Genomic DNA, 14,248 nt, shown 5'->3' on the forward strand with positions numbered 1-14,248 from the left:
ATGGCTTATACAGAGGAAGAATTAAAAAAAGAACTGGAAACCAAAGAATATGAATATGGTTTCTATACTGATATTGAATCCGATACGTTTCCAAAGGGATTGAACGAAGATATTATTCGTGCAATTTCTAAGAAAAAGAATGAACCCGAATGGATGACGGAATGGCGTTTGGATGCATTTCGTGTTTGGGAAAAAATGGAAGAGCCGGAGTGGGCAAATGTCCATTATGAAAAACCGGACTTTCAGGCAATCAGTTACTATTCTGCCCCCAAAGCAGCAGACCCCAATAAATCCTTGGAAGATGTAGACCCCGATTTACTGGAAATGTATAGAAAATTGGGAATTTCCGTTGATGAGCAAAAAAGATTGCAAAATGTAGCGGTTGATATTGTGGTAGATTCTGTTTCCGTAGCAACAACCTTTAAAAAGACGCTGGCTGAAAAGGGAATTATCTTCATGCCTATTTCAGAAGCTATTCAGGAACACCCAGAATTGGTTAAAAAATATATGGGAACCGTTGTTCCTAAAACGGATAACTTCTATGCGGCCCTAAACTCAGCGGTATTTACCGATGGTTCTTTCTGTTACATTCCCAAAGGAGTGCGTTGCCCTATGGAATTATCAACATATTTTAGAATTAACGAAGGGGGAACAGGTCAGTTTGAGCGCACGCTGGTCATCGCAGATGAAAGTAGCTACGTAAGCTATTTGGAAGGATGTACTGCCCCATCACGGGATGAGAACCAATTACACGCCGCAGTGGTGGAACTTATTGCTTTGGATGATGCAGAAATCAAATACTCAACAGTTCAGAATTGGTTCCCCGGAGACAAAGAAGGAAAAGGCGGGGTATATAACTTCGTGACCAAACGAGGTTTGTGCGAGACAAATTCCAAGATTTCTTGGACCCAGGTTGAAACTGGTTCGGCCGTAACTTGGAAATACCCTTCTTGTATTTTAAAAGGAAATAACTCTGTAGGCGAGTTTTATTCCATTGCGGTTACCAATAACTTTCAACAAGCGGATACCGGGACTAAAATGATTCACCTGGGAAAGAACACAAAGAGTACCATTATTTCCAAAGGAATCTCTGCAGGACATTCGCAAAACAGCTATAGAGGATTGGTGCAGGTGAATAGTAGGGCAGAAAATGCCAGGAACTTTTCACAATGCGATTCCTTGTTGATGGGCAATCAATGCGGCGCACACACTTTCCCTTATATAGAGGCAAAAAACAAGACCGCCCAAATAGAGCACGAAGCCACAACCAGCAAAATAGGTGAAGACCAGATTTTCTATTGCAACCAAAGAGGTATCGATACCGAAAAAGCAATAGCGCTGATTGTGAACGGATTTAGTAAAGAAGTCTTGAACAAACTCCCCATGGAGTTTGCGGTAGAGGCACAAAAACTATTGGAAATAAGTCTTGAGGGTTCTGTAGGATAGCCTCGACTCCGCTCAGCAACCAGTTTGGGTGATTGAGCATGGCCGAAATCATATAATTCAAACTAAGAAGACAATTTTTGAAAATGCTAGAAATAAAAAATTTACACGCAAGTGTTGAGGACAAGAAGATTTTGAAGGGAATCAACCTTCAAGTAAATGCAGGAGAGGTACATGCTATTATGGGGCCGAACGGTTCCGGAAAGAGTACCCTCGCTTCGGTTATAGCAGGAAAGGAAGAATTCGAGATAAAGAAGGGAAGCATGGCTTTGGATGGTGAGGATTTGGAAGAATTGGCTCCTGAAGAAAGGGCACACAAGGGAATATTCCTTTCGTTCCAGTACCCTGTGGAGATTCCAGGGGTAACGGTGACCAATTTCATGAAGACGGCCATCAACGAATCAAGGAAGGCAAGGGGAATGGAAGATATGCCGGCCAACCAAATGCTAAAGCTGATTCGCGAAAAATCAAGTTTGTTGGAAATCGACAGGAAGTTTTTATCCCGTTCCCTGAACGAAGGATTCTCTGGGGGAGAGAAAAAACGAAACGAGATTTTCCAAATGGCAATGATGGAACCAAAGTTGGCCATTTTGGATGAAACAGATTCCGGATTGGATATTGATGCGCTTCGCATTGTGGCCAATGGAGTGAATAAATTAAGGGGAAAGGAAAACGCCATCATCGTAATAACCCACTACCAAAGATTACTGGAATACATTGTGCCTGATTTTGTCCATGTGCTGCACGATGGTAAGATTGTAAAGTCAGGTGACAAAGAATTGGCCCTAGAGCTTGAAGAAAAAGGTTACGACTGGATAAAGCAAGAGACGGTAGTATAAAAATAAGATTTCAGATTTCGGACATCAGATAGCAGGAAACTGACAACTGACAACTGGAGACTGACAACTGAACAATGAAAAATGGATTTAAAAGATAAATTACTTTCTTCATTTATTGCCTTCGAGAATAATGTGGACTTGGAGCACCCCGTGCATGAAATCCGTTCGGAAGCCATCAAAAATTTTGAGGCCAAAGGATTTCCTTCCAAAAAAGAGGAAGCATGGAAATACACTTCGTTGAACAGTATCCAAAAGATGGATTTCAGTGTTTTTCCAAAGCAGGAAACCACATTGGATTATAAGGATATCAAAAAGTATTTTCTGCATGAAATAGATACGTACAAGATTGTATTTATTGATGGGGTTTATAGCTCGTACCTTTCAGAAACAACACATGATGGAGTAGATGTATGTTTGATGAGTTCTGCGTTCAACAAACCCATGTACAAACAGATTATCGAGCTATATTTCAACAAAGTGGCCTCTAAGGATGAGTCCTTGACCACGTTGAATACTGCTTTTAGCAAGGAAGGAGCATACATCTATATCCCTAAGAACAAGGCGCCAAGAAAACCGGTACAAATCCTAAACTTTGCTACTGGAAATGAAGCGGCTTTGATGCTTCAACCTCGCAATTTGGTCATTGTTGAGGAAAATGCAGAGGTTCAGATTATTGAGCGCCATCAAAGTTTGACAGGCAACGAGGTTTTTACAAACTCCGTAACTGAAATCTTCGCGGCCAAGGATGCCATTGTCGATTACTACAAGGTTCAAAACGATCGGGACAATGCTTCTTTGATTGACAATACTTATATCTCCCAGAAAAATAACAGTGTAGTTCGGGTTCATACCTTCTCTTTTGGAGGAAAGTTGACACGGAACAACCTGAATTTTTATCAAAACGGGGAGCGTATAGATTCTGTTCTAAAAGGTGTAACCATTTTGGGTGAAAAACAACATGTGGACCACCATACTTTGGTCCATCATGCGCAGCCGAACTGCGAAAGCCACCAGGACTACAAAGGAATTTTTGGTGAAAAATCTACAGGGGTTTTCAACGGGAAAATCATAGTGGATAAAATCGCCCAAAAGACCAACGCCTTTCAACAGAACAACAATATTTTGATCAGTGATAAGGCCACCATCAATACCAAACCCCAATTGGAAATATTTGCGGATGATGTAAAATGTTCCCACGGATGTACCATCGGGCAATTGGATGAGGATGCCTTGTTCTACCTGCAATCAAGAGGTATTCCAAAAAAGGAGGCTACGGCGTTGTTAATGTACGCCTTCGCCAACAATGTTTTGGAAAGTGTTCGTATTCCTGAGTTGAAAACTAGGATCAACAAAATTATTGCCAACAAGCTGGGTGTTCGGGTTGGGTTTGAGTTGTAACCATATACTACCTAAACCCAATTCATAAAGTTTTATGAATTAAGTTTTTTTTAGCAATCTGTTTTTAGTAATCGGATTTCTTTGCCTCAGAAATCAAAAAACTTAATTATGAAATCCAAACTTTTTTTATTGCTTGTTGTCATTACTTGTTTTGCCCACGCCCAAGATTATAAATGGAGCGCTGAAGCAAATTATCCGATATCCATTGGTGATGATTTAGGAAATGATAATCCCGCAATTGTCGATTTAGGGCTAAAGTATCGTTTTTTGAAATTTGGAAATATTAGTTTGGGAGTAGGTCTAAATGCAGGAGTTTTTCATGATAATTTGCGTTCGTCCACTGTTCCTGAAACTTTTAATTTTGATGAGACTAACTGGGTGATTCAACCAAAAGCTTTTATCGAGTTTAAGATTCCGACAATGGAAAAACTTAGACCTTCCATAGGATTGGGATATGCTGTAATCACATCTAAATTTGATGGAATGTTAATGGGAGAAGTTTTATCCGAATCATCAACGGATGGAGGATTTAACCTTAACCTTGGTGTTACGTATGATATTACCAAACGGATTTTTATACAAGTACAATATGACTATGTTCGAAACAAAGTCCAACCTGATGTCCTGCCGGACATAAATCAAGATTTAGGCTACTTGAAGTTTGGTGTTGGAGTTCGTTTTTAAAGAAACTCCAAAGGTGTAAGGGCCATACACCTAATAGTGGGTATCTTTGTAATTTATTGAGATTTCTATGCTGGATGTGAATAAAATAAGAGAACATTTCCCCATTTTAAACCGAAAGGTAAATGGGCAGCCTTTGGTGTATTTGGACAATGCTGCAACTTCGCAGACGCCTCAACAGGTGATAGATGCGATTGTGGATTATTATCACGGATATAATGCCAACATCCATCGAGGGGTGCACAGTCTTTCCCAAGAAGCAACAGATGCATACGAAGCTGCCCGGGAGAAAATCCAAAGGCATTTCAACATAGCAAAATCCTATGAGGTTATCCTGACATCGGGGACTACCCATAGCATAAATTTGGTCGCGAATGGTTTTTCATCCTTTATAAAAGAAGGAGATGAAATATTGGTGTCCGCTATGGAACATCACTCTAACATCGTGCCCTGGCAGATGCTCTGTGAAAGAACAGGTGGGGTTTTAAAAGTGATACCGATGAACCAAAACGGGGAGTTGGTCATGAAAGAATACCATGCTTTGCTTTCCGAAAGGACCAAATTGGTATTCTGCAACCATGTCTCAAATGCTTTGGGTACAATAAACCCCATTGAAGAGATTATTGATGCAGCCCATGCGGTTGGAGCTGCAGTATTGATAGACGGAGCGCAGGCAGCTGCCCATATTAAACCAGATTTGCAAAGTCTCGATGTAGACTTCTACACAGTTTCCGCGCATAAAATGTGTGGTCCAACTGGCGTGGGAATGTTATTTGGCAAAGAGGAATGGTTGAAAAAGCTACCGCCATACCAGGGAGGTGGTGAAATGATTGAGGAGGTCACTTTTGAAAAGACCACATATGCCGATTTACCCCATAAATTTGAAGCAGGAACACCGAATATTTGCGGGGGAATTGCCTTTGGTGCGGCGTTGGACTATATGAATTCCATTGGATTTGAGGCCATTGCGCAGTATGAGGATGAGTTGATTGCATATGCAACTGCACAGTTGTTGGCGATTGAAGGATTGCGAATTTATGGAACGGCTGAACACAAAACATCGGTCATTTCCTTTAATATAGAAGGAATACATCCGTACGATATAGGGACAATTCTTGACAAGCTTGGAATTGCCGTACGAACCGGTCACCATTGTGCACAGCCTATCATGGATTTTTACCAAATCCCGGGTACGGTGCGGGCCAGTTTTAGTTTTTATAACACCAAAGAGGAAGTGGACACTTTGGTGGAAGGAGTAAAGCGAGCTAGAAATATGTTGCTATAACAAGAAGTTATCTTTCTCTTAAAGCCTTTGATTGGCAATTGTCCGAATCGTACTTTTGAACAAAACGTATAAATGACCATAACAGAAATACAGGAAGAGATAGTAGATGAGTTTTCCATGTTCGATGACTGGATGCAGCGATATGAGTATATGATTGAATTGGGAAAATCCCTTCCACTGATTGAAGAAGAGTACAAAACAGAAGATAATATTATAAAGGGGTGCCAGAGTAAGGTATGGGTACATGCTGAACTGGATGACGACAAATTGGTTTTTACAGCGGATAGTGATGCCATAATTACCAAAGGGATCATTGCTATTTTGATTCGGGCATTTAGCAATCAAAAACCACAGGATATCATAGATGCAGATACTGGGTTTATAGATGAGATTGGATTGAAAGAACATTTGTCCCCCACCCGTGCCAATGGTTTGGTAAGTATGGTAAAGCAATTGAAATTGTACGCTATAGCTTATCAAACGCAATTAAACTAGATAGCATGAGCGAAGAAATCACGATAGATACCCAAGAACTGGGAGAGAAAATAGTCAGGGTACTCAAGACCATTTATGATCCTGAGATTCCCGTGGACATTTACGAATTGGGATTGATCTATGACGTTTTTGTTAACGAGGATAATGATGTCAAGATTTTAATGACATTGACATCTCCTAATTGCCCAGTGGCCGAAACTTTGCCGGTTGAGGTTGAGGAAAAGGTAAAATCCTTGGATGAATTGAAGGATGTGGAAGTGGAAATCACTTTTGACCCACCTTGGACGCAGGAATTGATGAGCGAGGAGGCAAAATTGGAATTGGGCCTTTTATAAACCATTTTCAGATATCAGATGTCGGACATCGGACATCAGATATCTGAATTCTGAGGAGGAGAAAACAAAATAATAGATATCATTAACCTCGGATATCTGAAATAGTAATCGCTATTATGGATAGGGGGTTTGAACGGATTATCTCTTGGAAGAAAGCAAGAAAATTGAACCAAGAGATTTATAAATTAACGGAGCAAAGAGCTTTTTCAAAGGATTTTGCGTTAAGAGACCAGATACGAAGAGCATCTATTTCCGTATCTTCAAATATAGCCGAAGGTTACGGTAGGAAGACAACGAAAGAGTTTATTTACTTTTTAAATGTGGCACAAGCATCAGGTTATGAAGTAAAATCTCAACTTTACCTAGCGCTGGATGTCAATTATATTGATAAGGAACAATTTGAGGAAGTTTATGGCATTTGTGATGAAATTTCAAAAACCATTCATGGGCTGCTAAAACACCTTGAAAACAAACTTTAACAACAGATTTCTGATAACTGAATTCTTATGTCTGAAATAGTAAATAGAGTCGCCCAGAGCAAACTGATAACGTTCGACCTAGAGGAGTTATATCCGGAAGGACGAAGAGCGTTATTGGATATTAAGGATTGGTTACACGAAGGCTTTATTCTACGCGAGAAGGAATTCAGAAGCAGTCTAGAGGAGCACGATTGGTCTAGCTATAAAGATGCTTATGTAGCGTTGACGTGTTCCACTGATGCGATTGTTCCCGGATGGGCCTTTATGTTGGTCGCTTCCAAACTACAACCCTATGCCCGCCAAGTCGTAGTGGGGAATCTTGAGGATTTGGAAACATCCTTGTACCAAACTATTCTAAACGATTTGGACGTTTCCGCTTTTCAGGATAAACCCATAATCATTAAGGGATGCTCCAATAAGCCTGTTCCGGAAAATGCCTATATCATGGCGATGGCCAAAATACAGCAAGTCGCAAAAAGCGTAATGTACGGGGAGGCCTGTTCCGCAGTACCTCTTTTTAAGCAAAAATAGGCGCTGTTACTTGGTTGTGACTTTTCTTACTTTTGTGTTTCTAAACACAAAACTCCATACTATGAAAATATTGCCTTATGCTGTTATGGCATTTTTTGTAATGACCATTGCGCATGCCCAAACCGAAGAAGAGTTAAAGGCCCAAATTGCTCCTAAGAAAGATTCCATAGCGGCCATTCAGGGTCGTGTAAATGCCCTTCAAGCCCAGTTGGATGCCTTGCCCGGTTGGAAAGTTGGAGCCTTTGGAACCATTGGAGGAAGCCTATCCGGTTTCAATAATTGGTTCTCGCAAGGAATCCCCAATAACAATTCAGGAACAATTGGTTTCACCGTAAACGCCTTTGCAAATCAACAGGAGGAGAAGTTCTTTTGGAGAAATGCCGCGACGATCAACCTTAATTGGGTAAAGTTGGATGACAAGGATGATCCCACTGATGATGATGGTTTTCGTGAGTCGACCGACGTGTTCAACATCTCCTCACTTTACGGATACAAACTCAGTGATAAGTTTGCGGTTTCTACCCTTGGGGAGTACCGAACCACCATTTTGAGCAATTTCAACGACCCAGGATATTTGGATGTTGGCGTTGGGGGTACTTGGACCCCAATTGCTGATTTGGTTGTGGTGATCCACCCCTTGAACTACAACTTTGTATTCAGTGATGAGGATACCATTTTCAACTCATCCTTGGGCGCGAAAATTGTTGCAGATTATACGAAGCAAATCGGAGCGGTTAGTTTTAAGAGTAACCTATCCATGTTCCAAAGTTATGAAAGCGGAGATTTGAGCAATTGGACCTGGACCAATTCTTTTGCGTATACCTTATGGAAGGTTATCGGTGTTGGATTTGATTTTGGATTGCGAAACAATAAGCAGGAGACATTGAATTATATTGTAAACAATGCACCCACTCCAGATCCGACGGCCACGTTTGACACTATTGACAATGAGCTGCAAACGTATTGGACCTTGGGACTGAGCTATTCGTTTTAAACCCAGTTTGACATGAATTCCATAAATAACATAAAAGTTTGACAGGGTCTTAGGGGCTCTGTCCAAGGATAGTATAAATAAAAAAGCCCTCGAAGTAGAGGGCTTTTTTATGGGGTTAAATACGAATTTGGGGTGTTTTTAAGCCATGTTATAAGTAGGTTAAGTTTATAGCAGATTTAGCTTGTAACACTATCACTTAAAAACAGTATGAAAGTAATTTTTCTGTTGCTAGAACCTAAATTTTTGTTGTGAACAGGCTGAAAGATGTGGTAGAAAATGTTAACGCTTGTATTTCATCGGAAAACTAAAACAGATTATCCTAAGCGCTTTTAATACTGATCCAGGTGTTCTGGATACAAAAAGTTGTTGTAAGGGAATCGGGTTACGTGGATATCCCGAACCTCATTGTAAACACGCTTTCTAAAATCGTCAAGATTCTCCTTGTTCAGAGCCGAAATAAATAGAGCCCGGTCACCTATTTTATTGTACCAGGTTTTCTTCCATTCCTCTAAAGTAAAATGGGCTTCCGTTCGTTCTGTGACCAAATCGTCCTCTTCTATGGAATCGGGTTTGTACTGATCAATCTTGTTAAAAACCATGATAACCTTTTTATCGGCACTTTTGATTTCATCCAAAATTTGGTTTACCGAAGCTATGTGCTCTTCAAAATTGGGATGCGAAATGTCCACTACATGAAGCAACAGGTCCGCCTCCCGAACTTCATCCAAGGTACTTTTAAAACTTTCCACAAGTTGCGTGGGTAATTTGCGGATAAAACCTACTGTGTCACTCAATAAAAAGGGGAGGTTGCCGATGACCACTTTTCGCACCGTAGTGTCCAAGGTCGCAAACAATTTGTTTTCGGCGAAGACATCACTTTTACTTATGACATTCATCAGGGTGGATTTACCCACATTAGTATATCCAACCAAAGCAACTCTTACCAGTGCACCACGGTTTCCACGTTGGGTTTCCATTTGGCGGTCAATTTTGGTAAGCTTCTTTTTTAAAAGTGCTATCCTGTCTCGAACAATCCGCCTATCCGTCTCAATCTCGGTTTCACCCGGACCACGCATTCCGATACCACCGCGTTGCCTTTCCAAGTGCGTCCAAAGACCCGTCAATCGGGGCAAAAGGTATTCATATTGTGCCAGCTCCACCTGGGTACGTGCATAACTGGTCTTGGCGCGCTGCGCAAAAATGTCCAGAATCAAACTTGTTCTGTCCAAAATTTTACATCGTAATATCTTCTCAATATTGTTCTGCTGCGCGGGTGAAAGTTCATCATCAAAAATGACAGAACCGATTTCATGTTCCTTTACATACTTTTCGACCTCTTCCATTTTACCACTTCCGATATACGTTTTCGGATTGGGTACTTCCATACGTTGGGTAAAGCGGTTGGTAACTTCACCACCAGCGGTATATGTAAGGAACTCCAATTCGTCCAAATATTCCTTTACCTTATGCTCATCCTGATCTCGGTTGATTACACCGATGAGCACTGCCTTTTCATAATTTGTAACCTTCTTTTCTAGCATTGAATCAATTAAAGTGCAAATCTAAACAATGTTTACGAAGCTGTTTTGTACATTGGATTTTTATAACTTTAGAAATACACTAAACCATTTTACTTTGAGCATCTTGAAAGATCGGTACACCCTTGCTTTTTATAATCTTGAGAATTTTTTTGATACCACCGATGACCCCCACACTTTGGACGATGACTTTACTCCAGATGGTAGGAAGGCTTGGAACGAGTCCAAATTTGGAAAGAAGGTGAAAAAAATGGCCAAGGCCATCTCTCAAATAGGATTGGAAGAAAGCGCCACACCTCCGGTACTTGTTGGTATTGCTGAAGTAGAGAACAAGAAGGTTATTGAAGCTTTGCTGGGTGCCAAGGCACTTAGGAACGAGGATTATGGCTATGTGCATTTTGATTCCCCAGATGAACGCGGAATAGACACTGCTTTAATTTATCATGGAGAACACTTTAAGGTTTTGGACGCCGAGATTATACCATTATTGATTGAGGAGGAGGATGGTGATAGGGATTTGACCCGGGACATCTTATATGTTCATGGGCAACTGCACCAAGAGGAGGTCCATGTTTTTGTGAATCATTGGCCTTCCCGAAGAGAAGGGGCCGATGAAACCAAGCACAAAAGAATTCAAGCAGCGGAAACAGTGCTTCGAAAGATACAAATGCTGAGCGCGGAGAATGTCAACTGTGTCATCATGGGAGATTTTAATGATGACCCCCATTCCGAAAGTATCCAAAAGTTGATGGAAACGGGATTATTTATCAATCCCATGGAAAAACTGTTGTCTCCCGATTCGGGAAGTGCAAATTATAAAGGAGAATGGAGTCTGTTTGACCAAATTTTGATTTCGCATAGTTTTTTGAATTATGAGAACGGCACACACAGCTTCAAAAAGGCCAAGGTGTTTTCACCGCAATTTTTGAAAGAATGGAAGGGGAAGTATAAGGGAAATCCTTTCAGAACTTTTGTGGGGAAAAAATATCTGGGAGGTTATAGCGATCACTTTCCGGTTTATGTAATTCTGAAGGAAAACAAATGACGGATTAAAAGATAATTTTTACAAGAAAGAAAAATACTACACCACACTTAATCGCAATTTCACAACAGCTCAACTTCCAAAGCCGTGCAATTCATCGAAATAAAAGGGTTTTTTATCGATAAACTTTCCTTCAATAATAGATTTGTAGTCCAAATCCTACTTAACTATAATTATGGATTGCAAAAAATCGATGCCGGGCACAGCCATTTTTTCATCCCTCATTTTCTTCTTTTTGAGCAGTTTTTGTGTTGTTGGTCAGTCCGTTGACAACAAAGAATTTATCAAATCGACCTACAATCGTCAAGAAATATCTTCAATGGTTTCCAAAATGGAAAAGGAATACAAATCCAAAGAAACCAAAATCAACCAAATACTTAAAGCAAACAATTGGGAACGATTTGAAAAACAAAAAGACGGAACCGTTGTTGAGTTGAAGGATATTGGTACAGATGGCACTCCACTTTTTTATACCACCTTTAATGACCCTTCCAAACAAGTTTCCCGGGCGAACACCCTGTACTCGGACGGACTTTTGAATCTTGGTCTGGATGGAAGAGATCTCCAGGTTGGGGTTTGGGACGCGGGAAGCGCGCTTGTATCACATCAAGAATTTGATGACCGGGTGGAGAGTGTGGATAATTCACCAGAAATAAGTCTACATGCAACCCGGGTAACAGGAAACATTATTTCATCCGGAATAAGAGCCAAAGCAAAAGGAGTAGCCTATGCCGCTGAGGTATTGTCACACGATTGGACAAGGGATAAAATAGAGGTAACCGAAGCGGCAGCCAATGGATTGCTGTTGAGCAACCATTCCTATGGAATCAAATCGGACAGGGTTCCCGATTGGTATTTTGGTTCCTACATAAGGGTATCCCAAGATTGGGACAGGATAATGCACAATGCGCCCTATTATTTAATGGTATCGGCTGCTGGGAACGCCCAAAGATCCTATGACAATGAATCACCCAATTTTGGAAAAACAGCCGATGGCTTTGATCTTTTGCTGGGATTTGCAACTTCAAAAAATGGATTGACCATTGCTGGGGCAAATACAAAGATTGGGAGCAAAGGGGAACTGAAAGAAGCCAATGTTTCGACGTATAGCAGCCTGGGTCCAATCGATGATGGGCGAATCAAACCCGATTTAGCAGGAGATGGAACTTCCATATTATCTACAAGTTCAAGTAGTAATTCAAGCTACGATACTTCCATGGGAACATCCATGGCGACACCTGGTGTGACTGGTTCCTTGCTTTTGTTGCAGCAATATTATGAAGAGCTGTATGGCACCTATATGAAAGCGGCCACTTTAAAAGGACTCGCTTTGCATACCGCAGATGATGTGAACGCCAAAGGTCCTGATTACAAAATGGGATGGGGGGTTATGAATGCGAAAACTGCTGCTGAGCTTATACAGCGCAAAGACCACAGTAGTTTGATGTATGAAGAAAACCTTCTCGAAGGAGAGACCTATGAAATTACGGTTACCGCTAACAATTATGAAGACATCATGGTTTCAATCAGCTGGACCGACCCTGAAGGGGAGTTTATCAATATAGGTGATTTAAACAATTCCACACCTGCACTTATCAATGACCTTGATGTTAGAATTACCAAAGATGGGGAAACGTACTTTCCCTGGAAATTAAATCCTGCCAAAGCAAATGATGCCGCTGTCAAAGGAGACAACAAGGTAGATCCCTATGAGCGTATTGAGATTTCAAATGCGAAAGGAGCTTACACAATCACTGTTAGCCATAAAGGAACATTGAAATTGGGCGCCCAAGATTTTTCCCTTATCGTATCCGGGGCGCAGGTTACAAATTGCAGGGCAGAGAGCCCGACCGATTTTGGACTGCTTGAGGCTACCGAAGATGCCGCAACCCTTTCTTGGGCCAACACCGAGGACACACTTTTTGAGCTGCAGTATAAAGCTTTGAACGATACGGCATGGCAGACCGAAATGATATGGGAAAGCAATTTTGAACTTACCGATCTTACTATCGGAACTACCTATCAAGCCAAGGTAAGGGCCATATGTACTGCAAATATTGCATCTGATTTTACGGATGAAATTCAATTTCTATTCAAAGGAGCCGACACCGAAATTTTTACCAATGAAACGCTTTCCTTTACTAATGAATTGGAAATCTCGGTGTATCCAAACCCGGCAACGGAATGGTTAACGTTAGATGCAAAATTATCCACCGATGCGGCCTATTCGATAATTACAACTTCGGGCAACACCGTACAACATGGAGGGGCTGATGCATCCATAAATGTTTCCAGCTTAGCTACTGGACTGTATGTTTTGGTGGTTCAGGATTATGCTGGCATAAAAAGCACCAAATTTTACAAGAATTAGCATGTGCCCTAACGATAAATATCGGGTTGTGTCACAAACTGCTAGAAAGTCCAGTATTTTCAGCCAGATCCTTTCTTTTATACTTTTTTGATTTCTTCTTCAGAAAGCAACTTTTCGTTTTGAAGCCTTAAAAGTACTTGTGCCGTGGTTATCACATCGAGCTCGCAATAAGTAATGATTCTGTCCAGATCATTTTCTATGTAAAAAACATCCTTTACCATACTTCCGTCCATGTCCTCTTTAGGTGATGGAATACCTAGTACATGGGCCAACAACTTCAAGGAAGTATAGTGCTTATAATCCCCAAATTTCCACAGTTCCATAGTATCCAAGTGTGGAACTTCCCAAGGCTTTTTTCCAAAGAGGTTCAATTTAAAGGGAAGATCTATCCCTTGGATTACCATTCTTCGAGCTATATAAGGAAAATCAAATTCTTTACCATTATGTGCACACAATAGATGTTTTGCCTTGCTAAAATGGTCCAAGAGCAGTTGTTTGAATTGTTTGAGCAAATGTTCTTCCTCACCCGAAAAAGAAGTGACCCTAAAATTTCTTAAATCTCCTTTAAGGGTGAAATATCCAACAGAAATACAAATGATTTTTCCAAATTCGGCCCAGATTCCTGCTCGGTCATAGAAGTCTTCAGCGGTTATTTCATCCTTACGCTGATATTTGGATTTTTGTTCCCATAGCACTTGCGAGCTTTCATCCAGATCGGTGAAGTTCGGTTTTTCTGGTACGGTTTCAATATCCAGGAAGAGGATGTTCTCTAGATCTAGTTTTCTGAGCATGTCGGAAAATACTAATTAAAAGGATA

The 14,248-nt window shown here is 40.9% G+C and carries 14 protein-coding genes; 12 read left to right on the top strand and 2 right to left on the bottom strand.

The window, feature by feature from the left end:
- The 10 genes from sufB (at position 1) to ACULLH_RS02430 (ending at position 8,480) form a co-directional block, all read left to right on the top strand.
- On the top strand, positions 1–1,446 hold the full coding sequence (gene sufB / locus ACULLH_RS02385; RefSeq protein ID WP_454087125.1) for a Fe-S cluster assembly protein SufB: 1,446 nt from the start codon (positions 1–3) through the stop codon (positions 1,444–1,446).
- An 83-nt stretch (positions 1,447–1,529) separates the two neighbouring features.
- Complete coding sequence (gene sufC, locus ACULLH_RS02390) at positions 1,530–2,282, top strand: Fe-S cluster assembly ATPase SufC (RefSeq protein ID WP_454087126.1); 753 nt, start codon at positions 1,530–1,532, stop codon at positions 2,280–2,282.
- Between the two features lie 81 nt (positions 2,283–2,363).
- On the top strand, positions 2,364–3,680 hold the full coding sequence (sufD, locus tag ACULLH_RS02395; RefSeq protein ID WP_454087127.1) for a Fe-S cluster assembly protein SufD: 1,317 nt from the start codon (positions 2,364–2,366) through the stop codon (positions 3,678–3,680).
- Positions 3,681–3,788: 108 nt separating this feature from the next.
- Complete coding sequence (locus tag ACULLH_RS02400; RefSeq protein ID WP_454087128.1) at positions 3,789–4,364, top strand: outer membrane protein; 576 nt, start codon at positions 3,789–3,791, stop codon at positions 4,362–4,364.
- 67 nt (positions 4,365–4,431) lie between these two features.
- Entirely contained in the window at positions 4,432–5,646 is a 1,215-nt protein-coding gene (locus ACULLH_RS02405) for an aminotransferase class V-fold PLP-dependent enzyme (protein ID WP_454087129.1), read from the top strand.
- A 72-nt stretch (positions 5,647–5,718) separates the two neighbouring features.
- Positions 5,719–6,141: a SufE family protein gene (locus tag ACULLH_RS02410; RefSeq protein WP_454087130.1), complete on the top strand. Its 423-nt coding sequence runs from the start codon at positions 5,719–5,721 to the stop codon at positions 6,139–6,141.
- Positions 6,142–6,146: 5 nt separating this feature from the next.
- On the top strand, positions 6,147–6,476 hold the full coding sequence (locus ACULLH_RS02415; RefSeq protein ID WP_454087131.1) for a DUF59 domain-containing protein: 330 nt from the start codon (positions 6,147–6,149) through the stop codon (positions 6,474–6,476).
- A gap of 116 nt (positions 6,477–6,592) precedes the next feature.
- A complete protein-coding gene (locus ACULLH_RS02420) occupies positions 6,593–6,955 on the top strand; it encodes a four helix bundle protein (protein ID WP_454087132.1) in 363 nt (120 codons plus the stop codon).
- A gap of 27 nt (positions 6,956–6,982) precedes the next feature.
- Positions 6,983–7,486: a DUF2480 family protein gene (locus ACULLH_RS02425; protein ID WP_454087133.1), complete on the top strand. Its 504-nt coding sequence runs from the start codon at positions 6,983–6,985 to the stop codon at positions 7,484–7,486.
- Positions 7,487–7,547: 61 nt separating this feature from the next.
- A complete protein-coding gene (locus ACULLH_RS02430; RefSeq protein ID WP_454087134.1) occupies positions 7,548–8,480 on the top strand; it encodes a DUF3078 domain-containing protein in 933 nt (310 codons plus the stop codon).
- A gap of 329 nt (positions 8,481–8,809) precedes the next feature.
- Here ACULLH_RS02430 and hflX read toward each other — a convergent pair whose 3' ends face one another.
- The gene (hflX, locus tag ACULLH_RS02435; protein ID WP_454087135.1) at positions 8,810–10,021 is read right to left on the bottom strand and encodes a GTPase HflX; all 1,212 of its coding nucleotides are present in this window, start codon (positions 10,019–10,021) and stop codon (positions 8,810–8,812) included.
- A 28-nt stretch (positions 10,022–10,049) separates the two neighbouring features.
- On the opposite strand from hflX, the gene ACULLH_RS02440 reads away from it, so the two are divergent.
- Both ACULLH_RS02440 and ACULLH_RS02445 read left to right on the top strand, forming a co-directional pair.
- Positions 10,050–11,063, top strand: a complete 1,014-nt coding sequence (locus tag ACULLH_RS02440; RefSeq protein ID WP_454087136.1) for an endonuclease/exonuclease/phosphatase family protein — start codon at positions 10,050–10,052, stop codon at positions 11,061–11,063.
- Between the two features lie 172 nt (positions 11,064–11,235).
- Positions 11,236–13,431, top strand: coding sequence for a S8 family serine peptidase (locus ACULLH_RS02445; protein WP_454087137.1), 2,196 nt, complete (start codon positions 11,236–11,238; stop codon positions 13,429–13,431).
- A gap of 77 nt (positions 13,432–13,508) precedes the next feature.
- Here the strand turns inward: ACULLH_RS02445 and ACULLH_RS02450 are convergent, their stop codons facing one another.
- Positions 13,509–14,222, bottom strand: coding sequence for a 3'-5' exonuclease (locus ACULLH_RS02450; protein WP_454087138.1), 714 nt, complete (start codon positions 14,220–14,222; stop codon positions 13,509–13,511).
- Positions 14,223–14,248 lie beyond the last annotated feature (26 nt).

This window comes from Flagellimonas sp. 2504JD4-2 (genome assembly GCF_053642935.1).

Excerpts from the sequence above, each read along its gene's own strand:
- sufB (WP_454087125.1), top strand. The coding sequence starts at position 1 with ATGGCTTATACAGAGGAAGAATTAAAAAAAGAACTGGAAACCAAAGAA.
- sufC (WP_454087126.1), top strand. The coding sequence starts at position 1,530 with ATGCTAGAAATAAAAAATTTACACGCAAGTGTTGAGGACAAGAAGATT.
- sufD (WP_454087127.1), top strand. The coding sequence starts at position 2,364 with ATGGATTTAAAAGATAAATTACTTTCTTCATTTATTGCCTTCGAGAAT.
- ACULLH_RS02400 (WP_454087128.1), top strand. The coding sequence starts at position 3,789 with ATGAAATCCAAACTTTTTTTATTGCTTGTTGTCATTACTTGTTTTGCC.
- ACULLH_RS02405 (WP_454087129.1), top strand. The coding sequence starts at position 4,432 with ATGCTGGATGTGAATAAAATAAGAGAACATTTCCCCATTTTAAACCGA.
- ACULLH_RS02410 (WP_454087130.1), top strand. The coding sequence starts at position 5,719 with ATGACCATAACAGAAATACAGGAAGAGATAGTAGATGAGTTTTCCATG.
- ACULLH_RS02415 (WP_454087131.1), top strand. The coding sequence starts at position 6,147 with ATGAGCGAAGAAATCACGATAGATACCCAAGAACTGGGAGAGAAAATA.
- ACULLH_RS02420 (WP_454087132.1), top strand. The coding sequence starts at position 6,593 with ATGGATAGGGGGTTTGAACGGATTATCTCTTGGAAGAAAGCAAGAAAA.
- ACULLH_RS02425 (WP_454087133.1), top strand. The coding sequence starts at position 6,983 with ATGTCTGAAATAGTAAATAGAGTCGCCCAGAGCAAACTGATAACGTTC.
- ACULLH_RS02430 (WP_454087134.1), top strand. The coding sequence starts at position 7,548 with ATGAAAATATTGCCTTATGCTGTTATGGCATTTTTTGTAATGACCATT.
- hflX (WP_454087135.1), bottom strand. The coding sequence starts at position 10,021 with ATGCTAGAAAAGAAGGTTACAAATTATGAAAAGGCAGTGCTCATCGGT.
- ACULLH_RS02440 (WP_454087136.1), top strand. The coding sequence starts at position 10,050 with ATGTTTACGAAGCTGTTTTGTACATTGGATTTTTATAACTTTAGAAAT.
- ACULLH_RS02445 (WP_454087137.1), top strand. The coding sequence starts at position 11,236 with ATGGATTGCAAAAAATCGATGCCGGGCACAGCCATTTTTTCATCCCTC.
- ACULLH_RS02450 (WP_454087138.1), bottom strand. The coding sequence starts at position 14,222 with ATGCTCAGAAAACTAGATCTAGAGAACATCCTCTTCCTGGATATTGAA.